Raw genomic sequence first — 20207 nt, 5'->3', positions numbered from 1 at the left:
CTGGCGGCTCTCCCGAATGAGGTTTGTCATGTCCGGCTCAGAGCTTGACCAGTTTGGCGTAGTAGAAGCCATCCATTTCGGCTTCACCCGGCAGGAACTGGCGACCCGGGCAGTCCGGGGTGTCCTGTTCGTGCAACGGTACCAATTTGGCATCTTTGGTCGCGGCAAGGAAGGCGCGGATCTGTTCGCGGTTCTCTTCCGGCAGGACGGAGCAGGTAGCGTAGAGCAGGGTGCCGCCGCTTTTCAGCTTGCCCCAGAGGGCATTGAGAATGCGGCGCTGCAGCTCGGCCAGCTCGCGAATGTCCTGATCACGGCGCAGCCACTTGATGTCTGGGTGGCGGCGGATGACGCCGGTGGCGGAGCAGGGGGCATCCAGCAGGATGCGGTCGAACTGGCCCTCCGGCCACCACTGTTCCGGCGCCGCCGCATCGCCGTGGATCACCTTGGCGGTGAGGCCGATGCGGTCCAGGTTCTCCTGCACCCGCTTGAGGCGGTTTTCATCGGCATCGACGGCAACCACGCCAGCCAGCTTGGGTTGCCGCTCTAGCAGGTGGGCAGTCTTGCCACCGGGGGCCGCGCAGGCATCCAGCACCCACTCGCCCGGTTGCGGGTCGAGTAGTGCCGCGGCCTGTTGTGCTGCTCCATCCTGTACCGAGCAGTCACCCACTTCAAAGCCGGGCAGTTTGGTCACATCGCAAGGACGCTCCAGCAGGATGCAATCCTCGCCCTCTTCACCGGCCACTGCATTGATGCCGGCTTCGGCCATGCGAGCCAGCATGGCATCGCGGCTCTGGCGCTGGCTGTTGTTGCGGATCCACATGGGGGGACGCTGGTTGTTCGCCTCCATGATGAATTCCCACTCATCGTGATAGGCCTGACGCAGGCGCTTGGTGAGCCACTCCGGATGACCGAGGCGAATGCTGGGAACGCGGTCGATACGCAGCAGAATGACTTCGGCGCTGCGCTGGAAGTTGCGCAGCACGCCGTTGATGAGGCCACGCAGGGAGGTGCCCTTGAGCAGTTTGACGGCGTTGACGGTCTCGGCCACCGCGGCGTGAGCCGGAATGCGGGTGTAGATGAGCTGATAGAGACCGACCAGGATGAGGTAGTGGAAAATGCGGCTCTTGTTTTTGAGCGGCTTGTCCATCATCTCGTTAACTGCCGCATCGAGGCGGGGCAGCCAGCGCAGGGTGCCGTAGCAGAGTTCTTGCAGGAGAGCGCGATCACGGGGCGCAACTTTCTCCTGGGCAGCAGGCAGAACAGCGGAGAGGGATTGACCCTGATCCAGCACCTGTTGAATAACGAGAGCGGCCTGTGCACGTGTTTTCATAGAGTTACCTTAGATGCGCAAGTCGGGGCCTGGGCCCCGCTTGTGTCAATTCAATCCAGTTCAATTCAATTGCGTGCCGGGTTCAAACCAGTCGCGGCGAGAGTTGAGCAGATCCGCAACGGACATCGCCTTCTTGCCGGGCGGTTGCAGGGTCAGCAGGCGCAATACCCCTTTGCCGGTGGCGATATCGATCCCCTGCTTGTCGGCCTTGAGCAGGGTGCCGGCGGGTTGGCCGTGGTCGCTGTCAATGACGGCGGCTTGCCATACCTTGACGGTCTGGTCAGCCACTTCAAACCAGCTGATGGGCCAGGGGTTGAACGAGCGGATGCAGCGTTCGATGGCAACAGCCTCCATCGACCAGTCGATGCGGGCCTCTTCCTTGGAGAGCTTCTCGGCGTAGTTGGCCAGCGCATCATCTTGTGCCTCGGCAGCGGTTTCACCGGCGGCCATGGCATTGATGGTGTCGACCAGTGCCTGCGGGCCCAGCTCGGCCAGTTTGTCATATAGGCTGGCGGAGGTCTCGTCGGCGGCGATGGGGCAGGTCACTTTGCGGATCATGGCGCCCGTATCCAGTCCCACATCCATCTGCATGATGGTGACGCCGGTTTCGGCATCGCCCGCCCAGATGGAGCGCTGGATCGGTGCCGCGCCGCGCCAGCGGGGCAGCAGGGAGCCATGGACGTTGATGCAGCCCAGACGCGGGGTATCGAGCACCACCTTGGGCAGGATCAGGCCATAGGCCACCACCACCATCAGGTCGGCGCCAAGGGCGGCCAGTTCGGCTTGCGCCTCTTCCTTGCGCAGAGAGGCAGGTTGGTAAACCGGCAGGTTGTGGGTCAGTGCCAGCTCTTTGACCGGGCTGGCGGTGAGCTTCTGGCCACGGCCAGCAGGCTTGTCAGGCTGGGTATAAACGGCAACGACCTCGTGGTCGGAAGACAACAACGCCGCCAGGTGACGGGCGGCGAAGTCGGGAGTACCGGCAAAAATCAGTTTCAGCTTATTCAATGGGGCAGATCCTCAGAGGACTTTGCGATCTTCACGGGCCATCTTTTCCAGCTTCTGGCGAATGCGCTGGCGCTTGAGCGGGGACAAGTAATCAACAAACAGCTTGCCGACCAGATGATCCATCTCATGCTGGATGCAGATGGCGAGCAGATCATCGGCTTCCAGCTCGAACGGCTTGCCGTTGCGATCCAGGGCGCGGATTTTGATCTGTTCGGCGCGAGGCACCAGAGCACGGCTGCCGGGCACGGAGAGGCAACCCTCTTCAATGCCGGTGCTGCCGCACTGTTCGATGACCTCCGGATTGATCAATACCAGAGGATCTTCACGGTTTTCAGAGACATCGATCACTATGATGCGCTGGTGAATGTCGACCTGAGTCGCGGCCAGGCCAATGCCTTCCTCCGCGTACATGGTTTCGAACATATCATCTACAATCTGTTGTAACTCGGGTGTAAAGGTCTCGACAGGGGCTGCAACAGTGCGCAGGCGCTCATCGGGAAAACGCAATACATCTAGAATGGCCATAGTTTTTTCTTTAGTTTCGTATAAATGCAGTCAATATTGGCGTAATTCTAGTCATTTACGCCGACAAAAAACAGCAACACTTTGCGTACAGAAGTAACAGGGAGTGTTATGTATCTGAAGCAAACCATCTTCGCCTGCCTGCTGGTGACAGTGAGTCAGGCAGCACTGGCCGATCAGCTGAGGCTGAAAGCGGGTTACCCCGAAAGCTATGTAGTGCAAAAAGGCGACACCCTGTGGGATATCTCCGGCAAGTATCTTTCCGAACCTTGGCTCTGGCCCCGTCTCTGGAACATCAATCCGCAGATAGCCAATCCTCACTGGATCTACCCCGGTGATGTACTGCATCTGAGCTGGGTCAATGGTGAACCCCGGCTCGGCAAGGCGATGCAGGGTAGCAAGCAAGTTATCCGTCTCGGCCCGAAAACCCGTTACGAAAACAAAGCCAACCCCATTCCGACGCTGCCTATCAGCGAGATCGGCCCCTTCCTGCAAACCGACCATATTCTGGCTGACAGCCAGCAGCAGAAAACCTTGCCCTATCTGCTGGGGTCGGATCAGAAACATATCGGCATGCTGGAGGGGGACACCCTCTATGTGCAGGGCTCCCTGACGCCGGGGCAGGTTTATGGCATTTATCACCCCGGAGTGGTCTACAAGGATCGCGAAACTGGTGAACTGCTGGGCCAGGAGGCGATCTTTGCCGGTGTGGTGCGGGCCGTTGCGCGTCTTGATGGCGATCGGACCGAGGTGATGCTGACTCATAACCAGCGCGAAGTGCTGCAGGGCGACAAGGTGATGCCGCTGCCCGCTCAGGAGAACATGCCCGCCGTCTTCACACCGAAAGCGGCACCTGCCATCACGCCGGGCTATATTATCGATTTGCCGAACAAGACCCGGGGCGGTGGCAAGTTTGATGTGGTGCTGATCAACCGGGGTGGCCGCGATCAACTGGTCGCCGGGGATGTGTTGGATGTCAGACGGCCCGGTGCTGCTCTGGTCACCAAGAATGGCGATGTACAGTACAAGGAGCTCTCGTCGGTTTTTAACCGGGTGTTTTACAGCAGTAACAAGAAGGCACCACTGCCCTCTGAAGCGATTGCCCGTGTCATGTTGTTCAAGGTGTATGACAAGCTGAGTTACGGTCTCATCATGCAGAGTAACGACATGGTGAGTGCGGGCTATCAGGTCACTCACTTCTGAGGTGAACTACCCCGACGCGCGTCTGGCGCTCTGGCTCACTCTCGATGCGGTCACCGGTATCGGTCCGGTGACCGCTGCACGTCTGTTGGAGCGGGCCGGGGGAAGTATTGAGACCCTGTTCCAGAGCGATGAAGCGCAACTGCATGGTATGGGGTTATCGTCAGAGCAGATCAAACAACTGCGCTGGCCCTCGCTGGTGGTTGAGCAGAGCCTGGCTTGGGCCGCTTTGCCTGACAATCTCCTTATTCCGCAAGATCACCCGATTTATCCACCCTTGTTGCGGGAAATTCCCGCGGCACCCCTGCTGCTCTACTGTCGTGGCGATCTTGCTGCGCTGTCGCTACCCCAGTTGGCAATGGTGGGGACACGCCATCCTACCTATGCAGGCAAAGATAATGCGTCCCGCCTCTGTAATGAGCTGGTTGGATGCGGGTTAGCCATCACCTCGGGCCTTGCGCTCGGTATCGATGGTGTCTGCCATCAGCAGGCGCTGGCTTGTGGCGGTATCACCCTTGCCGTGTTGGGTTCCGGGCTGGATTGCCTCTACCCCAAACGCCATCAGGGGCTGGCAGGACAGATTCTGGAGAGTGGTGGTTTGCTTATCTCCGAGCTGGCGCCGGATAAAGGGCCGCTGGCTGAACATTTTCCTCGTCGCAACCGTATTATCAGTGGTCTGTCGCTGGGAACTCTGGTGGTGGAGGCGACCGAGCAGAGCGGTTCGCTGATCACCGCTCGCTATGCGCTTGAACAGGGGCGCGAAGTGTTTGCGGTACCCGGCGCCCCGCAAAACGCCCAGGCGATAGGGTGCAACAGATTAATTCAGCAGGGGGGCAAACTTGTGCTGAGTGCGGCCGATATAGTGGAAGAGCTGCCAGAGTGGGTCGCACGGCCACATTCGTCGGTCATACCATCTGAGCAACCGAATAATAGCGAATTGCCTTATGCCGATTTGTTGGATAACGTAGATTATGAGACCACGAGCGTGGATACCGTTGCCGAGCGGGCCCAGCTTCCTGTCGAAGTGGTATTGGGCAGGTTGGTAGAGCTGGAGCTGGCCGGTGCAGTGATGGCGGTAGCCGGTGGATACGTCAGAGCGAGGAGGGCGAATCATGTTTGATGTATTGATGTACCTTTTCGAGACCTACATCCACAGCGATGCAGATGTGATGGTCGAGCAGGATGAGCTCACCGACGAGTTGAGCCGGGCCGGTTTCGATAAAGAAGAGATCGACAAGGCGCTCGACTGGCTGGAGCGGCTGGCCAATCTGCACGATAGCGAGCGGGAGGTCTATGTTACCGCCAGCGCGCAAGGCTCGATGCGTATCTATGCTCCGCAAGAGCTGGCACGCCTCAGCACCGAGTGCCGCGGCTTCCTGCTCTTTCTGGAACAGGCCCAGGTGTTGAATGCCGAAACCCGCGAGATCTGTATCGAGCGCCTGCTCGAGCTGGACAAGCCGGATATCGAGCTGGATGACCTGAAGTGGGTCGTCATGATGGTGCTGTTCAACGTACCGGGCAGTGAAAATGCCTACCAGCAGATGGAAGAGCTGGTGTTTGATGAGTCAGACGGCGTCATTCACTGACAGTCCGGTGCCGCGCTGGTAGAATTCAGGCCATCTGGATTTCAAGGCGCAGCCCATGTCAAAAATCGATCATCACCTCTTTTCAGCCCACGAACATGCCTTCGAGCGCGAGCCGTGCCCGCAGTGCGGGGCCGAGCTGGTGATCCGCCAGGGCAAACATGGCCCCTTTCTTGGCTGTTCTGCTTATCCTGCCTGTGATTACATACGCTCCCTGACGCCATCCGGCCGCGACATCGAAAAGGTGCTCGAAGGTTCTGCCTGTCCCGATTGCGGAGAGCCGCTGGCGATCAAGAAGGGGCGTTATGGTCTGTTTGTCGGTTGTACCCAGTATCCGGCCTGCCAGCATATCGAATCCCTGCAGGAGAGCGACGATACCCAGATCCTCTGCCCCGAGTGCGGCAAGGCTCATCTGGTGAGCCGTACCTCCCGCTACGGCAAGCAGTTTTACTCCTGTGATGGCTATCCACACTGCAAATATGTGGTGAACGACAAGCCGATCCCCATGCCTTGTCCCGCGTGTGGTTGGGGCATCATGGTAGAGAAAAAAGTGAGGGGAACTCTGCGTTGGGTCTGTCCGCAAAAGAAATGCGGCCACCAAAGTGAGCAGGTATAATCCCGCCGCCGCAACCGGATTGAAACGTTTTCGGTGAACTTCAACCCCCCACTTGGAGTAAGGAAATTCCCACCATGAATAAACCCTTTGTTGCCGTATTGATGGGCTCTGATTCTGATTTCCCCGTGATGCAGACTACCCTCGAGGTGCTCAAGTCATTTGATATCGCAGTGGAAGTCAAAGTCACCTCCGCGCACCGCACGCCGGCTGCGACCCATCAGTATGTGACCGATGCCGAGGCCCGTGGCTGCAAGGTCTTTATCTGTGCTGCCGGTCTGGCGGCGCATCTGGCGGGTGCCGTAGCCGGCATCACGACTCGTCCCGTGATCGGGGTGCCCATCGATGGTGGCCCGCTCAAGGGGCTGGATGCGCTGCTCTCCACCGTGCAGATGCCGGGTGGTGTACCGGTAGCGACCGTGGCGATCGGCAAAGCCGGTGCCAAGAACGCAGGTTATCTGGCAGCCCAGATGCTGGCAGTAGCCGATGATGAACTGGCGGCCAAGGTTCGGGCCGAACGCCAGAAGAATGCCGAAGAGGTGATGGCCAAGGATGCCGCCCTGCAGGCTCAACTCAAGTAAGTGAACGGGTGGCGCTCCGGATGTGTCGTATTTTTCCTGTGCTACAGCAAAACGTCATTTTGCCATGGTCGCCGCCATACGGATTCAACTTGCTACTAAGTGACGAGGCGGCAGCTTGGCTGCCGCATTTTTCCTATGCCAAATGAATTTGAACAGGCGGTTGCTGCTCTCCAACAGGAAGGGGTGATTGCCTATGCGACCGAGGCCGTGTTTGGTCTGGGGTGTGATCCCGACTCCGAAGTTGCGGTGCAGCGACTGCTGGCCATCAAACAGCGTCCGGTAGAGAAAGGGTTGATCCTGATTGCTGCCGACGTGGCGCAATTACAGGATTACATCGATCTGAGTCAGCTTAGCGGTGAGCAACTGGCTCGGGTTGAAGCCAGCTGGCCCGGTCCTTTTACCTGGATCATGCCTGCCCGTGCAACGACGCCGGCCTGGCTGACCGGGCAGTTCGAGACCCTCGCGGTACGCGTGACGGCTCATCCTCAGGTGCAGGCGTTGTGTCGCGCCTTTGGCAAGCCGCTGGTCTCTACCAGCGCCAACCTGACCGGTGAGGAGCCTGCCCGTCGGGTGGCCGATATCGGTGAGCGGCTGGCAAGCAAGTTAGCCTATATCCTGCCCGGTGAAGTGGGTGGTCAAGCTAACCCGTCCGAGATCAAGGACGCCCGAACCGGAGCCATTATTCGCCCCTCCTGAGCAGGCGGATACGTCATGATTTGCTATCAATCCGCTGAGCGGTGAGCTCATCGGATTGATTTAACTATAAAAATGGACAGGGCGTTCACGATCCTGCCTGACTGGAGACAAGATGAGCAAACCGGATGTGGCCCAGGTCAAGGCCTTCCTGTTGCAGTTGCAGGACGAGATCTGCCGTGGTCTGGAGCAGGCCGACGGCAGTGGACACTTTGTGGAAGATACCTGGAGCCGTGAAGGCGGTGGCGGTGGTCGCACCCGTGTGCTGCGCCACGGCGCGGTGATCGAGCAGGGGGGCGTCAACTTCTCCCATGTCTATGGCGATGCCATGCCTGCCTCTGCTACAGCCCATCGGCCCGAGTTGGCCGGTCGCAAGTTCGAGGCGATGGGCGTGTCGCTGGTGATCCATCCGCACAACCCCTATGTGCCGACCAGCCACGCCAACGTCCGTTTCTTCATCGCCGAGAAAGAGGGTGAAGAGCCCATTTGGTGGTTTGGCGGTGGCTTCGATTTGACGCCCTTCTACCCGTTTGCCGAGGATGTGCAGCACTGGCATCAGGTCTCCCATGATCTCTGCCAGCCCTTTGGTGATGAGATCTACCCCGAGTTCAAATCCTGGTGCGATCGCTACTTCTTCCTCAAGCATCGCAACGAGACGCGAGGGGTGGGCGGCCTCTTCTTCGACGATCTGAATCGCTGGCCTTTTGCCGACGGCTTTGCCTTTATGCAGGCGGTAGGTCGGGGATATCTTGATGCTTACCTGCCGATCATCGAACGACGCAAGGCGCTGCCCTATGGCGAGCGGGAGCGGGAGTTCCAGCTCTATCGTCGCGGCCGTTATGTGGAGTTCAATCTGGTGTATGACCGTGGCACCCTGTTCGGGCTGCAGACCGGCGGACGTACCGAGTCGATCCTGATGTCGATGCCACCGCTGGCACGTTGGGAGTATGACTGGCAGCCGGAGGCGGGCACTCCTGAAGCCTTGCTCTACACCGATTACCTAACGCCGCGAGAGTGGCTGTGACCAGAGGGACCATGATGGTCCCTTTTTACTGGCCGTTATTCGGCTTGTTCCCGAGTGCGAAAACCCGTTAAATCGGAATATTGCCCTCTGATGGAACTCTTTGATGGATCGTTATCTGGTTTTTGGCCACCCGGTGCGCCACAGCAAGTCCCCCTTCATTCACACCCTGTTTGCCAGACAAACCCAGCAAGAGCTGGAGTATGGGCTGGCTGAACCCGCCGTCGACGAGTTTGCCCAAGCCCTGTGCACCTTCTTTGACCAAGGGGGCAAGGGCTGTAACGTCACTGTGCCGTTCAAGGAGCAGGCATTCGCGCTGGTTGATCGGTTGAGCCCAAGGGCCAAGCGGGCGGGCGCGGTCAATACCATCAAGCTGACCGATGATGGCGTGTTGCTGGGGGATAATACCGATGGCGCCGGATTGGTCGCCGATCTCAAGTCCCATGGTGTGACGCTGGCGGATAGCCGGATCCTGCTGCTGGGGGCCGGTGGCGCGGCTCGTGGTGCATTGGCGCCGCTGCTGGCTGAGTTGCCGAGCGAGCTGGTGATCGCCAACCGTACCCACACAAAAGCGCAACAGTTGGCTGCCGAATTCCACGATCTGGGGCCTGTGACTGCCCAGACCTATGAGCAGTTGGCTGGTCCGTTCGATCTCGTCATCAATTCGACTTCAGCCAGCCTGCAAGGAGAGCTGCCGCCGTTGGCCCCTGCCCTGATCCACACTGATATTGCCATCTACGACATGATGTATGGCGCCTCGGATACGGCGTTTATCTGTTGGGCCAAACAGCATGGGGCCCGTCAAACCATGGATGGACTCGGCATGCTGGTGGAGCAGGCTGCCGAAGCGTTTACCGTGTGGCGCGGAATTCGTCCCGGGACTAAACAGGTATTGAGAGAGTTAAAGCGTAACTTGGGGGTGATATGAACCAGGGTATTCTGTTTCCTGATCTGATGGAGTGGCAGGCTGACGAACAGCGGGTGCGTTTTCCTGCCCAGCAGATGGGGGCGCTGATAGATTGTTACATCAGTCAGCGGCGGCTGGAGAGAATGACCGGTCTGGCGCTGACGAGAGAGGATGACATCGTTAGAGCCTTCGAAAGTGTACGTTTTGATATTGAAGATATGGCTGAAAAACTCATTGAAGAACAAGAGTTTGCTGAAGATGGCGCTATCTATCTCTGATTTTTCAAAGTTTTTTTGTTTTGTAGCGGAACTACTTTGAAATGGCGCTGACTAACTAGATAGTTGAGGAAGTGCTAGCTAGTCACCTTTATAACTCCCCGGTATTCGTACTGGGGATTTTTTTATCTACATGAAAATAAAAGATTTTTTCTTAATCTGTAAGTTGTGAAACTAAATTACATAAATTACTTTCACTTTCTGCTGCTTTGCTGTACAGTTGTCTGCGTAGGGTACAGAGGTAAGATGTTCTATCTTTCAGACCTTTTATTTCACGTAATTGAATGTGGCTGAATAGCTGCCCCGATGAGGTTCTCGTCGGGGTGTTTTTTTATGCGCATCATTTAGAGTAAATGCTTTAAATTGGCGATGCATTTGATAGAATGAGGCTGCTTCTTGAGGAATACCTGTCGTCTGGTACTCAAGATTCAGCTTCTTCCCAATTTTTTGAACTTATTATTTCAGGCTGGATGGCATCACTGTCGTCCGGCCTCATTTTTGTCCCTTTCGGTTAGATCTTGTAATTAAATTTCATTTTTGTCTCTTTTTGTAATTCTGGTTCGTTTTGAAAGAACGAATTTGAAAACGCTCTCAACGTCTTTAGAGGTTAATTCCTTGTGTAAATTAACTGCCATCTATATGAACTGTAAGCGGTAATGGATATAGCAGGGGAGGCGAATGCAGGGTGTTTGTTGTGAGGCAGGTGAAAGCGGCAATCTGAAACCCTTTCAATCAGCGGAGGAGTGCTCCGCCAATTGCAAGGAGAGCGAGGAGTAGATTACTCCTCGGCAGGTTGCTGTTCGTCAGCGTCCAGCAGGTCGGTATCGTCACCACTGACGTACCATTCGGTCAGGGTTTGCGCCAGCTTCTCCACACCGATATTGGTGAGGGAGGAGAACGCTTCGACCTGGATCTGGGAACCGAGGTTGGCAACGGCCTGGCGCACCTTGATCACCTGGTTGTTGCGCGGGCCGGGGCTCAGTTTGTCAGCCTTGGTCAGCAGCAGCATGACGGGCAACTGACGGTGCGAGCTCCACTCCAGCATGTTCATGTCGGTATCTTTGAGCGGGTGGCGGATGTCCATCAGGATCACCAGACCTTTCAATGACTCACGGCGCTGCAGATACTCTGCCAGTGACTTTTGCCACTTGAGCTTCATTTCCAGCGGAACTTGCGCATAACCATAACCCGGCAAGTCGACCAGACGCTTGCCCGGTTCCAGCTCAAACAGGTTGATCAGCTGGGTACGACCGGGTGTCTTACTGGTGCGCGCCAGGTTCTTGTGTTTGGTTAAGGTGTTCAATGCAGATGACTTACCGGCGTTGGAACGGCCGGCAAACGCGATCTCGACACCCCCATCATTTGGCAGGTGACGGATGTCGGGTGCGCTGGTCACAAAATGCACCTTATTGAAATTCAGAGTTTGTGTATCCAACGTAAATTCCCCATTGAGATAGAGGGTTATAGAGTTACTTTTTTGTAAAATGGTGTAAAATAGCGTCGCTTAAACGCGTTTATTTTAACATGCCTTCAGCGGCATGGGATCTGGAAGCCTAATAACGAAAAGTTGGAACGCCATGAAGAACCTAGTCATTACTCTTGCTCTGATGGTTGGCGTAACGGGGATGGCACAAGCCAAGGGCGATGCCGCTGCGGGACAGACCAAGGCTGCCGTTTGTGCGGCTTGTCATGGACCGGACGGAAACAGCCTGGTTGATATGTACCCCAAAATTGCTGGTCAGCACGCATCATATATCAAAAAACAGTTAGTTGAACTGAAGGCTGCCGCTTCTGGTCAAATTGGCCGGGTTGCGCCAGTGATGGGGCCGATGGCGTTACCTTTGTCGGAACAGGACATGGATGACCTGGCGGCTTATTTCTCCAGCCTGAAGGTTACCCCTATCGCTGTCCCTGACGACGTGGTCGAAGTGGGCAAGGCACTCTATATGGGTGGTGACATGAGTCGCGGTCTGGCAGCTTGTACGGCTTGCCATGGTCCCCGTGGCTCGGGTGTCGAACAGGCGAAGTATCCAAACCTGTCCGGCCAGCATCCTGCCTATATCAAGGCTCAGCTCACCGCATTCCGTGCCGGCACGCGTGACAACGATCCGAATGGCATGATGCGGGACGTTGCCAAGAAACTGACTGATCAGGATATCGAAGCCCTCTCCAAATATGTGGCGGGTCTGCACTGATATAGTCGATACGGTCGATTTTAGTTGAAACGGGGAGCCTGGGCTCCCCGTTATTTTTATGGCTTTCAGATAATTCTCGGTTTAATCCCCCCGTTCTGTAAGAGATCTCCCATTCTCAAGGCAGGCCAAGGCTCATAAAATTGCATAAAATATTAAATAATCATTATTTATCAACAGATTATATAAATATTGATATTTTTCGACATGTTGAGAATGTTTTGAGTGGATTGAGCCGCTTTATAGAGTTGGTACAGTAGGCTTAATGGATTCACCCACGGATTGGGTGGCGGTTTCACGACAGGGTGTTGTGAGCAGAGGATGGCTGGCGTGGCGGGATGCCATGGGCTCGGATGAGCTGGCAAAGGATTGAAGGATCAGGATGGTGACCATCTCCGGAGCGGGATGGGGTTGCGGGATGCAGACTCCCCGGCACGATGGCAGGATGCGGTCGAGACGGGTCAAACAAGCACACGCATATTCAGGAATGACCAATATAAGGTCAGGATGACCACACAACGATATGATGCGGCGACAAGTTGTCACGAAGAGGACGAAACAGATTGTTTTGCCATTCAGGATGGCGCACGCATGAACATATCAAGGCAGCTTCGGCTGCCTTTTTTCTTTTGGGTCATTAACCCGATTAGCCATTCTGTGTCAAAATAGCAGCAACATGCCCAGAGGATACCGATCCTGCGGTGTTCAGTGGCCTGATTTGGCCGGATTGGTGCGGGATCCTGCTCTTGTTCCAGCCTTACTGTTCCTCGCATCGTATCCCACCGGGTGAGATCATCCCGGGTACGGGTCAAACCAGTTATTTTCGGAGTTAGCCATTCATGTCTGCCAAACAACCCACTCGCAAGCCTACTGGCAAGCGCAAAGAATCTGATGTCAGTGCTCAGGAAGGCCGTGAGCGTAAACGGGCTGCCAAGCGCAAGGGCCTGAAGGCTGGTTCTCGTCAGCAAGTTGAACAGCCGAAGAGCAAGTCTGGCAACAGCCAGTCCAAAGATCCGCGTATTGGTTCCCGCAAGCCGGTAGTACTGGTAGTTGATGACAAACAGAAGAAGCCGGCAGCACCCAAGGCGGTGAAAGAGAAGAAGCTGGTGATGACCCCCGAGCAGGAGCTGGCTTCCATCGAAAACGATGACCGCTTGAATGATCTGCTGGATCGTCTTGATGCCGGTGAAACCCTGGAAGCGGCCGAGCAGGCCTGGGTTGATCAGCGTGTCGACCGTTATCAGGAGCTGATGGATGAGCTGGGCATCATCGACAACGACGATGATGAAGATGATGAGCTGCCGTTTGATGATGGCGATGACGCCGAGTTCGACGAGCAGAAACCGGCCTCCGAAGAGGAGTTGTGGGACCGTTTCAACCAGGTCGATTTCAAGCCGGAACCCAAGCCTGAGCCGAAGAAAAAGTGATGAGTGGATGGATGCTGGCCGCCCTGTTGGGCGGCCTGATTTTGTCAGGATTGGCCATCTATGCAGGCATGCTGCTGGCCAGGCTGAGACGACAGCAAGCGATGCAGTGGCAGGCGATTACCGCTCGCAATGAACGAATTCTGGAGAGCGTGCGGGTCATTGCTCATGCGGTGCAGGAGGGGCAGTGCGATTACTCCGAAGGCGCCATTCGGCTGACCAATCTGCTGGATGCGTTGCAGATCAAGGGGGGGCGAGCATTCGTTGCCGAGTTCCCGGGTCTGTACGGGCTGTATGAGAAGGTGAAAGATATGCCGACTCATGAGGCCAGACGTGCCCTCAAGCGCAATGAAGTGATGAAGATGGATCTCGAACGAAGCGGCTACGAGGCCGAGCTGGAGGCTCAGATCCTCAAGGATGTGGCCCAGCTGAAGGATTTTCAGTTAGGTCGGTGAGCCAACAATAACAACAAGAGAGGAAGCGAGCGTGCAAGCAGAACAGATTGTGTGGGATCAGGCCCTGATCGAAAAATATAACTACAGTGGCCCGCGATACACCTCTTATCCCACTGCGCTGGAGTTCAACGAGAGCTTCGGCTATCCGGATTTTGTCCGCGCTGCCGGCCAGTATCCCAAGCGCAATCTGTCGCTCTACGTGCACATCCCTTTCTGTCACAAGCTCTGCTACTACTGCGGCTGCAACAAGGTCATTACCCGCCATCAGCACAAGGCTGACGAGTACCTCGACTATCTGGAGCAGGAGATCAAGGCGCAAGCCCCGCTCTTCAAGCACCGTATGGTCACCCAGCTGCACTGGGGTGGCGGTACACCCACCTATCTGGATGAAGCGCAAACGCGCCGCCTGATGGCCATGCTGCGTGAGCACTTCCATTTCGCCGAAGAGGGGGAGTTCAGCATCGAGGTCGATCCGCGCGAGATTGCCATTACCATGCTGGATGTGTTGCGAGATGTCGGCTTCAACCGCATCAGCCTTGGGGTGCAGGACTTCAACAAGGATGTACAGGTCGCAGTCAACCGCGAGCAGGACAACGACTTTATTAAAGCCATGTTGGAACGGGCCAGAGAACTGGGTTTCCGCTCGACCAACCTCGACCTTATCTATGGCCTGCCGCATCAGGATCGTGCCAGCTTCCACCATACGCTGGAAGAGGTGCTCAAAACGGATCCGGCGCGCCTCTCCATCTTCAACTATGCCCATCTGCCGAGCCGCTTTGCCGCCCAGCGCAAGTTGAAAGAGGTGGATATGCCTGCGCCGCAGGAGAAACTGGCCATGCTGCAGGACACCATCGCCTTCCTCACCGGTCAGGGTTACCAGTTCATCGGCATGGACCATTTTGCCAAACCCGATGACGAACTGGCGGTCGCGCAGCGCGAGGGTAAGCTGCACCGCAACTTCCAGGGCTATACCACTCAAGGTGATTGCGATCTGCTGGGGCTGGGGGTCTCCTCCATCAGCATGATCGGTGATGCCTACTCCCAGAACCAGAAAGAGCTCAAGGCCTATTACGCACAGGTTGCAGAGCTGGGTCATGCCCAGTGGAAAGGCTGCTCGCTCAATCAGGATGACCTGATCCGCCGTGAGGTGATCAAGCGGCTTATCTGTGATTTCCGTCTGAACTTTGCGTCTGTCGAGCAGGCGCACGGTCTCAATTTCAGAGAGTATTTTGCCGACGATCTCAAGCTGCTGCAGACCTTCATCAACGATGGATTGGTGCGTATGACGGAGGATGGCCTGGAGGTCTCCTCCACGGGGCAGCTGCTGATCCGCAATATCTGCATGTGCTTCGACGTGTACCTGCGCAACAAGGCGCGTCAGCAGCAGTTCTCTCGCGTGATATAAGCTTGTTTGCCGATTAGAAAACAGAAAAGGGTGCCATAGTGGCGCCCTTTCATATGTATTTTGCTTAGGCAGCGGGTCGGGAAGGTTCTGGCAAGAAGGCCGTGGGCTGAGGCAAGCGATAGGGCTGTGAAACGCAGATAAAAAGATGGGGGCGACTTGCGTCGCCCCCGGTAGTCGTATCGCTCAGATCCTTGAACGAAGTTGCTCCCTGCAATCCCTGACTGTTTACCTCTTCCTTTAGGTTTCCCCTTCCCAATCCTTTGGGGTGTCCTTTAGCCATCTTGGCCTGACGAGTCATCCTGTCCCGTCGCACTTTCTCCGTCCTGGGAGGTGTCCTTTACCACATCCTGTGGTGAGTCCATTTGCCCAACCCTGGCAGCCAATCTTCCTGACCGACTTCATTGCGTCCGTGCATGAGTAACTATAAGGATTTTCTAACCGGCTACAACGCCAGATTGGAAAACGTTTTTGTCATTAGCTGTTTCGAAAGTGATGAGTTTCGATTTATTCATTTATAAACAGATAGTTAAGTTTATCGTCTTCATGTTTTAAGATCTTATCTTCCGATTATCTCGGGGATCTTTTCGGCTGTTGGCTTACATATGGAATGGCAGATCTCTTACACGGCGTTTTGGTTGCTTCAGAAACAGATGTCGCAGTCTGATGATGGTCATTCGGGGTGAGTTGGCGAGGCACACAAAGAGCGGTTGAATGGAGAAATTATTAGCGCTGGTTGAGCCGCTCATAGATGGTCTGGCGCTCTTCAGGAGTCAGCGAAGAGAAGTAATGGGTAAAAAGGCGCAGCAACAGGGACTTGTTCATTCCATCTTGCTGGGTCAGATTACCCAGCTCGTCGATGGCCACCGTGCTCATGGAGAAGGTGGCCTTTTTGTAGCTGGGCTTCAGGTGCTCGCCACTCTCGATAAAGGCCAACGCCGACAACGCCTCGTCACGGTGCAGGCCCAGTTCAAGGCTGACCACCTTGGGTTTGCCCTTGGCGTAGAACTCCGCATCTTCGATAAATTCGTCGACGGTGAACTTCTTCTGGTGATGCAACTGGTGCTTTTTCTTCAGATCGGCCAGACCCATCTCACACCCCCACTTGCAGGAACTCTTTGGCGATGGCCCGGATCTCTTCGGCGGATTTGCCATCCGGCTCGATCTCCATCACCGACAGTCCCTTCTCTTCGCTGTCGTCATAGACGTTGCGGCCATAGGTGATGGCGTTCAGGACGTCGACACCGAACGAGGAGCAAACCTCTTTCGCTTCCAGAATGCGTTTTACCTGATTGGGCAGGGCGGGGCACTGGGTCAGCACTACGGCTGCATTTAGGGTCGGGTTGACCATCTTGCAGGTGGTGATGAGATCTTCCATGTGGGGCAGGGTCTTGAGGTCGCGGCGTTTCGGGCGCAAGGGGATCAGGGCGTGGGTGGCGACAGCCATGGTGGAGCGCAGAGCCCGGTTGTCTTGCCCGCCGCAATCGACGATGACGTAGTCGTAGCGGTTTTTCAGGCTGAGCAGGTCGTTGCGAATATTGCCATAGAGCTGCACGCAGTTGATTTGTGGTAGCTCCGGGTTGTCATTGCGCTCCTGAATCCAGTCAGAGGTGGTGCGCTGTGGGTCGCAGTCGACCAGTAACACCTCCCCCTGAAATTGGGATCTGAGGTAGACCGCCAGATTTTGTGCCAGGCAGCTCTTGCCACTCCCCCCCTTCTCTCCACCGACCAACAAGATCATGACGTTCCCCTATCCATGAGAAAACCGCTGATTTCAGTATAGGAGGGGCCAGTCTCATCACAAGGCGAGAGGAGTGATGCTCCTCTCGTTGTTTCGACTAGTAATGAACACTGCCTCCCTGCCAGCGGCAGATATAGTCAGGCACCAGCATCTGGGGGGCCTTGTCGACATGGCATACCACCATGGGCATGGCAGGGGCTCCTTCAGCCTGACTGAGGGTGGGGAGCGCAGAGAGCAGCAAAGTCGCGAGCAACAGCATGGGTTTCATCTTCATAACAACTCCTTGGTAGTGCCATTCCTGTGTGATCTGGATCACTTTCTGAGTTAAGTCGAGGTTGGCGCCAGTGCAAGGTGAGACGAATAAATTCAATTAATGAAAAAAGTATCAAAAGGCGTTGTGGTGACCGACGAGGATGGTTGCCCACCTTGATGCGGACTTTGTGCATATTAAGTTGAACCGCACAAAGAGGTGGTGACTTATGGGGCCGAGCCTGATGGGGTTGGCATCAATGCCATGATCTGGAACAAGAAAAGATTTATGCAGTGAATGTGGTCGATGTGAGTATTTATTTCTCACGTGTTCATCCCGTCACGGCGATGTATTCAATACCTAGGGAATAATATTCAAATTATATTTGTAAAGTTACTTATGGTAATGATTTTTAACGGTTTTTGTTATTTGCATTTAATCGCTCCAGTGAACTGGCATGAATAAAAAATGAATCAACTTGAAATATAGCGGGGTGGTTTTGCATGGTTATTCGGTGCGCTTTGTGTGGAAAATGCGCAATTTGCTACCGGTGTCATAGAATGGATGGTGAATATATTCAGTTCTGAGTGAATGTGATCAATGTCTAAGTTTGTCGTGATTCGCAGGGCTAACCTCGGTCTCGAAAGGCAAGGGCAGGATAGAACATAAGCTGATTACCCTACATAAAGAATATCCCGCCTTAGCCACGAGCATGAATAGAAGGAATCTATTCAATCACTCGCAGGGACCACTGCTAGACGGAATATAATCATGAGCAAATTTTATGTAGGTTCTGAAGTTGGCCAATTGCGCCGTGTCATGTTGCACCGCCCCAACCTCAGTCTGAAGCGTCTGACTCCTTCCAACTGCCAGGATCTGCTGTTCGATGACGTCCTGTCTGTTGAACGCGCCGGTCAGGAGCACGACAAATTCGCTCAGGTACTGCGCGATCAGAATGTCGAAGTTTTCCTGCTGACCAATCTGCTGGCGGAAACCCTGGATGTGCCGGAAGCCAAAACCTGGCTGCTGCAACATCAGGTCTCCGACTATCGCCTCGGCTCTTCTTTTGCCAACGACGTGCGCTGCTTCCTGGCTGACATGCCGCACCGCGAACTGGCCCGCATTCTCTCCGGCGGCCTGACCTACTCCGAGATGCCCTACAGCGGTGTCAACATGGTAGTGGGCATGCACGCTCCGACCGATTTCATCATCGAGCCGCTGCCCAACCACCTCTTTACCCGTGACACCTCCTGCTGGGTTTATGGTGGCGTCTCCATCAACCCGATGGCCAAGCCGGCTCGTCGCCGCGAAACCAACCATGTGAAGGCCATCTACCGCTGGCACCCGATGTTTGCCGGTCAGGACTTCATCAAGTACTTCGGTGACGAGGAGCGTGACTACGACAACTCCACCATCGAGGGTGGCGACGTACTGGTTATCGGCCGCGGCGCCGTGCTGATCGGCATGTCCGAGCGCACCACCCCGCAAGGTGTCGAGCATCTGGCTCGCAGCCTGTTCAAACACGGTCAGGCCAAGCAGGTCATCGCCATGGAGCTGCCGAAACACCGCAGCTGCATGCACCTGGATACCGTGATGACCCACATGGATATCGACACCTTCTCCGTCTATCCGGAAGTGATCCGTAAGGATGTGCAGTGCTGGAGCCTGACTCCGGGCGGCGCCACCGGCATGAACATCAAGGAAGAGGGTTACTTCGTCACTGCTATCGAGAAAGCACTGGGCGTGGATCAGCTGAAGATCATCACCACTGGCGGTGACAGCTTCGAAGCCGAACGCGAGCAGTGGAACGACGCCAACAACGTGTTGACCGTGCGTCCCGGCGTGGTGGTGGGTTACGAGCGCAATACCTACACCAACGAGAAATATGACAAGGCCGGTATCACAGTTCTCTCCATCCCGGGTGATGAACTGGGCCGTGGCCGCGGCGGCGCCCGCTGCATGAGCTGCCCGATGGAACGCGACAGCATCTGATGAGACGGCGTGGCGCCGGCAGAAGCTGGCGCCACACAGAACCAAACTCGAGATTAACCACTATGAAAAAACCAACTGTCGTCGTCGCTCTGGGTGGCAATGCACTGCTCCGTCGTGGTGAGCCACTGGAAGCGGATATCCAGCGCAAGAATATTGCAACTGCCGCCAAGACCATCGCCCTGATCGCTCAGGAGTACAACGTGGTGCTGGTGCATGGCAACGGCCCGCAAGTCGGCCTGCTGGCCCTGCAAAACAGCGCCTACACCAAGGTATCCCCCTATCCGCTGGATGTGCTGGGTGCCGAGTCCCAAGGCATGATCGGCTACATGCTGATCCAGGAGCTGAAAAACCTGATGCCGAGCCGCAACGTCACCGCGCTGCTGACTCAGGTGCAGGTTGATCCCAAGGATCCGGCATTCGCCAACCCGACCAAATTTATCGGCCCCGTCTACGAAGAGGCTGAAGCCCGCACCCTGGCAGAAGAGAAGCACTGGGTGGTCAAGGCTGACGGCAAGTTCTTCCGCCGCGTAGTGCCGTCCCCGCTGCCCCAGCGCATCGTTGAAGGCGATGCCATCGAAACCCTGATTGCCCAGGGCCACCTCATCATCTGTACCGGTGGTGGCGGCATCCCTGTGACTTGGGATGGCCAGAGCCTGACTGGTATCGAAGCCGTCATCGACAAGGACATGTCTGCCGCCTATCTGGCCAAGCAGATCAAGGCCGACGCCCTGCTGATCCTGACCGATGCCGATGCCGTCTATCTGGATTGGGGCAAACCGACCCAGCGTCCGCTGCGGGTCACCAGCCCGGACGAGCTGGCCGGGGTCAAGTTCGATGCAGGTTCCATGGGGCCGAAAGTCGAAGCCTCCTGTGAATTTGTCAAAGCGACCGGCGGCATGGTTGGCATCGGCTCGCTGGAAGATGGTCTTGCCATCCTCAAGGGTGAAGCCGGCACCAATATCGTCGCCACCCGCACCGTACATGCGTAATTACCGATATCTGTACTGAGAATGCGTAGTCA

22 protein-coding genes are annotated in these 20207 nt (G+C 55.9%); 15 read left to right on the top strand and 7 right to left on the bottom strand.

Going from position 1 to position 20207, the window contains the following annotated elements; all coding sequences use genetic code 11:
• Positions 1 to 37 precede the first annotated feature (37 nt).
• The 3 genes from rsmB to def are packed head-to-tail and all read right to left on the bottom strand — an operon-like array spanning position 38 to position 2860.
• Positions 38 to 1330 carry a 16S rRNA (cytosine(967)-C(5))-methyltransferase RsmB gene (rsmB, locus tag ACTG27_RS15450; protein WP_005356215.1) on the bottom strand — a complete coding sequence of 431 codons (1293 nt, stop codon included), beginning with the start codon at positions 1328 to 1330 and terminating at the stop codon, positions 38 to 40.
• 60 nt (positions 1331 to 1390) lie between these two features.
• Positions 1391 to 2335 (bottom strand): methionyl-tRNA formyltransferase, encoded by a 945-nt coding sequence (gene fmt, locus ACTG27_RS15445; RefSeq protein WP_236293038.1) that lies wholly within the window; start codon positions 2333 to 2335, stop codon positions 1391 to 1393.
• Between the two features lie 12 nt (positions 2336 to 2347).
• Positions 2348 to 2860: a peptide deformylase gene (gene def / locus ACTG27_RS15440; protein WP_005357510.1), complete on the bottom strand. Its 513-nt coding sequence runs from the start codon at positions 2858 to 2860 to the stop codon at positions 2348 to 2350.
• 108 nt (positions 2861 to 2968) lie between these two features.
• On the opposite strand from def, the gene ACTG27_RS15435 reads away from it, so the two are divergent.
• From ACTG27_RS15435 to ACTG27_RS15395, 9 genes are all read left to right on the top strand, one after another.
• Complete coding sequence (locus ACTG27_RS15435; protein WP_439979923.1) at positions 2969 to 4060, top strand: LysM peptidoglycan-binding domain-containing protein; 1092 nt, start codon at positions 2969 to 2971, stop codon at positions 4058 to 4060.
• A 1-nt stretch (position 4061) separates the two neighbouring features.
• The gene (gene dprA, locus ACTG27_RS15430; protein ID WP_439979922.1) at positions 4062 to 5177 is read left to right on the top strand and encodes a DNA-processing protein DprA; all 1116 of its coding nucleotides are present in this window, start codon (positions 4062 to 4064) and stop codon (positions 5175 to 5177) included.
• On the top strand, positions 5170 to 5643 hold the full coding sequence (locus ACTG27_RS15425) for a DUF494 family protein (protein WP_005339699.1): 474 nt from the start codon (positions 5170 to 5172) through the stop codon (positions 5641 to 5643). The genes dprA and ACTG27_RS15425 overlap by 8 nt, the downstream gene beginning before the upstream one ends.
• A gap of 55 nt (positions 5644 to 5698) precedes the next feature.
• Positions 5699 to 6256: a DNA topoisomerase family protein gene (locus ACTG27_RS15420; RefSeq protein ID WP_021231483.1), complete on the top strand. Its 558-nt coding sequence runs from the start codon at positions 5699 to 5701 to the stop codon at positions 6254 to 6256.
• Positions 6257 to 6330: 74 nt separating this feature from the next.
• Entirely contained in the window at positions 6331 to 6834 is a 504-nt protein-coding gene (purE, locus tag ACTG27_RS15415; RefSeq protein ID WP_005339704.1) for a 5-(carboxyamino)imidazole ribonucleotide mutase, read from the top strand.
• Positions 6835 to 6969: 135 nt separating this feature from the next.
• Positions 6970 to 7530 (top strand): Sua5/YciO/YrdC/YwlC family protein, encoded by a 561-nt coding sequence (locus tag ACTG27_RS15410; protein ID WP_005357519.1) that lies wholly within the window; start codon positions 6970 to 6972, stop codon positions 7528 to 7530.
• Positions 7531 to 7642: 112 nt separating this feature from the next.
• On the top strand, positions 7643 to 8551 hold the full coding sequence (hemF, locus tag ACTG27_RS15405; RefSeq protein ID WP_439979921.1) for an oxygen-dependent coproporphyrinogen oxidase: 909 nt from the start codon (positions 7643 to 7645) through the stop codon (positions 8549 to 8551).
• Between the two features lie 103 nt (positions 8552 to 8654).
• The gene (gene aroE, locus ACTG27_RS15400) at positions 8655 to 9476 is read left to right on the top strand and encodes a shikimate dehydrogenase (protein ID WP_439979920.1); all 822 of its coding nucleotides are present in this window, start codon (positions 8655 to 8657) and stop codon (positions 9474 to 9476) included.
• Complete coding sequence (locus ACTG27_RS15395; RefSeq protein ID WP_019445781.1) at positions 9473 to 9733, top strand: DUF1488 domain-containing protein; 261 nt, start codon at positions 9473 to 9475, stop codon at positions 9731 to 9733. Before aroE ends, ACTG27_RS15395 begins: the two co-directional genes overlap by 4 nt.
• A gap of 775 nt (positions 9734 to 10508) precedes the next feature.
• On the opposite strand, the gene yihA is transcribed toward ACTG27_RS15395, so the two are convergent.
• Positions 10509 to 11165: a ribosome biogenesis GTP-binding protein YihA/YsxC gene (gene yihA / locus ACTG27_RS15390; protein WP_026034975.1), complete on the bottom strand. Its 657-nt coding sequence runs from the start codon at positions 11163 to 11165 to the stop codon at positions 10509 to 10511.
• A 142-nt stretch (positions 11166 to 11307) separates the two neighbouring features.
• On the opposite strand from yihA, the gene ACTG27_RS15385 reads away from it, so the two are divergent.
• The 4 genes from ACTG27_RS15385 (at position 11308) to hemN (ending at position 15206) form a co-directional block, all read left to right on the top strand.
• On the top strand, positions 11308 to 11925 hold the full coding sequence (locus ACTG27_RS15385; RefSeq protein WP_201976677.1) for a c-type cytochrome: 618 nt from the start codon (positions 11308 to 11310) through the stop codon (positions 11923 to 11925).
• An 836-nt stretch (positions 11926 to 12761) separates the two neighbouring features.
• Complete coding sequence (gene yihI, locus ACTG27_RS15380; RefSeq protein ID WP_047438995.1) at positions 12762 to 13349, top strand: Der GTPase-activating protein YihI; 588 nt, start codon at positions 12762 to 12764, stop codon at positions 13347 to 13349.
• An 11-nt stretch (positions 13350 to 13360) separates the two neighbouring features.
• Entirely contained in the window at positions 13361 to 13801 is a 441-nt protein-coding gene (locus ACTG27_RS15375; protein WP_005339712.1) for a DUF2489 domain-containing protein, read from the top strand.
• Between the two features lie 31 nt (positions 13802 to 13832).
• Complete coding sequence (gene hemN, locus ACTG27_RS15370; RefSeq protein ID WP_439979919.1) at positions 13833 to 15206, top strand: oxygen-independent coproporphyrinogen III oxidase; 1374 nt, start codon at positions 13833 to 13835, stop codon at positions 15204 to 15206.
• Between the two features lie 723 nt (positions 15207 to 15929).
• Here hemN and ACTG27_RS15365 read toward each other — a convergent pair.
• From ACTG27_RS15365 to ACTG27_RS15355, 3 genes are all read right to left on the bottom strand, one after another.
• Positions 15930 to 16295, bottom strand: a complete 366-nt coding sequence (locus tag ACTG27_RS15365) for a CopG family transcriptional regulator (protein ID WP_139405392.1) — start codon at positions 16293 to 16295, stop codon at positions 15930 to 15932.
• A 1-nt stretch (position 16296) separates the two neighbouring features.
• Positions 16297 to 16944 carry an AAA family ATPase gene (locus ACTG27_RS15360; RefSeq protein ID WP_005339716.1) on the bottom strand — a complete coding sequence of 216 codons (648 nt, stop codon included), beginning with the start codon at positions 16942 to 16944 and terminating at the stop codon, positions 16297 to 16299.
• A 97-nt stretch (positions 16945 to 17041) separates the two neighbouring features.
• Positions 17042 to 17218: a hypothetical protein gene (locus ACTG27_RS15355; RefSeq protein WP_162838750.1), complete on the bottom strand. Its 177-nt coding sequence runs from the start codon at positions 17216 to 17218 to the stop codon at positions 17042 to 17044.
• 747 nt (positions 17219 to 17965) lie between these two features.
• On the opposite strand from ACTG27_RS15355, the gene arcA reads away from it, so the two are divergent.
• The gene (arcA, locus tag ACTG27_RS15350; RefSeq protein ID WP_005339718.1) at positions 17966 to 19186 is read left to right on the top strand and encodes an arginine deiminase; all 1221 of its coding nucleotides are present in this window, start codon (positions 17966 to 17968) and stop codon (positions 19184 to 19186) included.
• Between the two features lie 62 nt (positions 19187 to 19248).
• On the top strand, positions 19249 to 20175 hold the full coding sequence (arcC, locus tag ACTG27_RS15345) for a carbamate kinase (RefSeq protein WP_005339719.1): 927 nt from the start codon (positions 19249 to 19251) through the stop codon (positions 20173 to 20175).
• The last annotated feature ends 32 nt before the right edge of the window (positions 20176 to 20207 follow it).

Source organism: Aeromonas sp. 97A (genome assembly GCF_051919185.1).
In the GTDB taxonomy this organism is placed as follows: domain Bacteria; phylum Pseudomonadota; class Gammaproteobacteria; order Enterobacterales; family Aeromonadaceae; genus Aeromonas; species Aeromonas veronii.
Note: the sequence above shows the minus strand (reverse complement) of the source record. Positions and strands in the feature narration are given on the sequence as shown.

What these genes read in the sequence shown, in the direction of transcription:
- ACTG27_RS15360 (WP_005339716.1), bottom strand. Translation starts at nt 16,944, where the DNA reads ATGATCTTGTTGGTCGGTGGAGAGAAGGGGGGGAGTGGCAAGAGCTGC.
- rsmB (WP_005356215.1), bottom strand. Translation starts at nt 1,330, where the DNA reads ATGAAAACACGTGCACAGGCCGCTCTCGTTATTCAACAGGTGCTGGAT.
- ACTG27_RS15355 (WP_162838750.1), bottom strand. Translation starts at nt 17,218, where the DNA reads ATGAAGATGAAACCCATGCTGTTGCTCGCGACTTTGCTGCTCTCTGCG.
- arcC (WP_005339719.1), top strand. Translation starts at nt 19,249, where the DNA reads ATGAAAAAACCAACTGTCGTCGTCGCTCTGGGTGGCAATGCACTGCTC.
- ACTG27_RS15365 (WP_139405392.1), bottom strand. Translation starts at nt 16,295, where the DNA reads ATGGGTCTGGCCGATCTGAAGAAAAAGCACCAGTTGCATCACCAGAAG.
- hemF (WP_439979921.1), top strand. Translation starts at nt 7,643, where the DNA reads ATGAGCAAACCGGATGTGGCCCAGGTCAAGGCCTTCCTGTTGCAGTTG.
- ACTG27_RS15435 (WP_439979923.1), top strand. Translation starts at nt 2,969, where the DNA reads ATGTATCTGAAGCAAACCATCTTCGCCTGCCTGCTGGTGACAGTGAGT.
- arcA (WP_005339718.1), top strand. Translation starts at nt 17,966, where the DNA reads ATGAGCAAATTTTATGTAGGTTCTGAAGTTGGCCAATTGCGCCGTGTC.
- def (WP_005357510.1), bottom strand. Translation starts at nt 2,860, where the DNA reads ATGGCCATTCTAGATGTATTGCGTTTTCCCGATGAGCGCCTGCGCACT.
- ACTG27_RS15375 (WP_005339712.1), top strand. Translation starts at nt 13,361, where the DNA reads ATGCTGGCCGCCCTGTTGGGCGGCCTGATTTTGTCAGGATTGGCCATC.
- yihI (WP_047438995.1), top strand. Translation starts at nt 12,762, where the DNA reads ATGTCTGCCAAACAACCCACTCGCAAGCCTACTGGCAAGCGCAAAGAA.
- aroE (WP_439979920.1), top strand. Translation starts at nt 8,655, where the DNA reads ATGGATCGTTATCTGGTTTTTGGCCACCCGGTGCGCCACAGCAAGTCC.
- ACTG27_RS15420 (WP_021231483.1), top strand. Translation starts at nt 5,699, where the DNA reads ATGTCAAAAATCGATCATCACCTCTTTTCAGCCCACGAACATGCCTTC.
- ACTG27_RS15410 (WP_005357519.1), top strand. Translation starts at nt 6,970, where the DNA reads ATGCCAAATGAATTTGAACAGGCGGTTGCTGCTCTCCAACAGGAAGGG.
- ACTG27_RS15385 (WP_201976677.1), top strand. Translation starts at nt 11,308, where the DNA reads ATGAAGAACCTAGTCATTACTCTTGCTCTGATGGTTGGCGTAACGGGG.
- ACTG27_RS15425 (WP_005339699.1), top strand. Translation starts at nt 5,170, where the DNA reads ATGTTTGATGTATTGATGTACCTTTTCGAGACCTACATCCACAGCGAT.
- ACTG27_RS15395 (WP_019445781.1), top strand. Translation starts at nt 9,473, where the DNA reads ATGAACCAGGGTATTCTGTTTCCTGATCTGATGGAGTGGCAGGCTGAC.
- purE (WP_005339704.1), top strand. Translation starts at nt 6,331, where the DNA reads ATGAATAAACCCTTTGTTGCCGTATTGATGGGCTCTGATTCTGATTTC.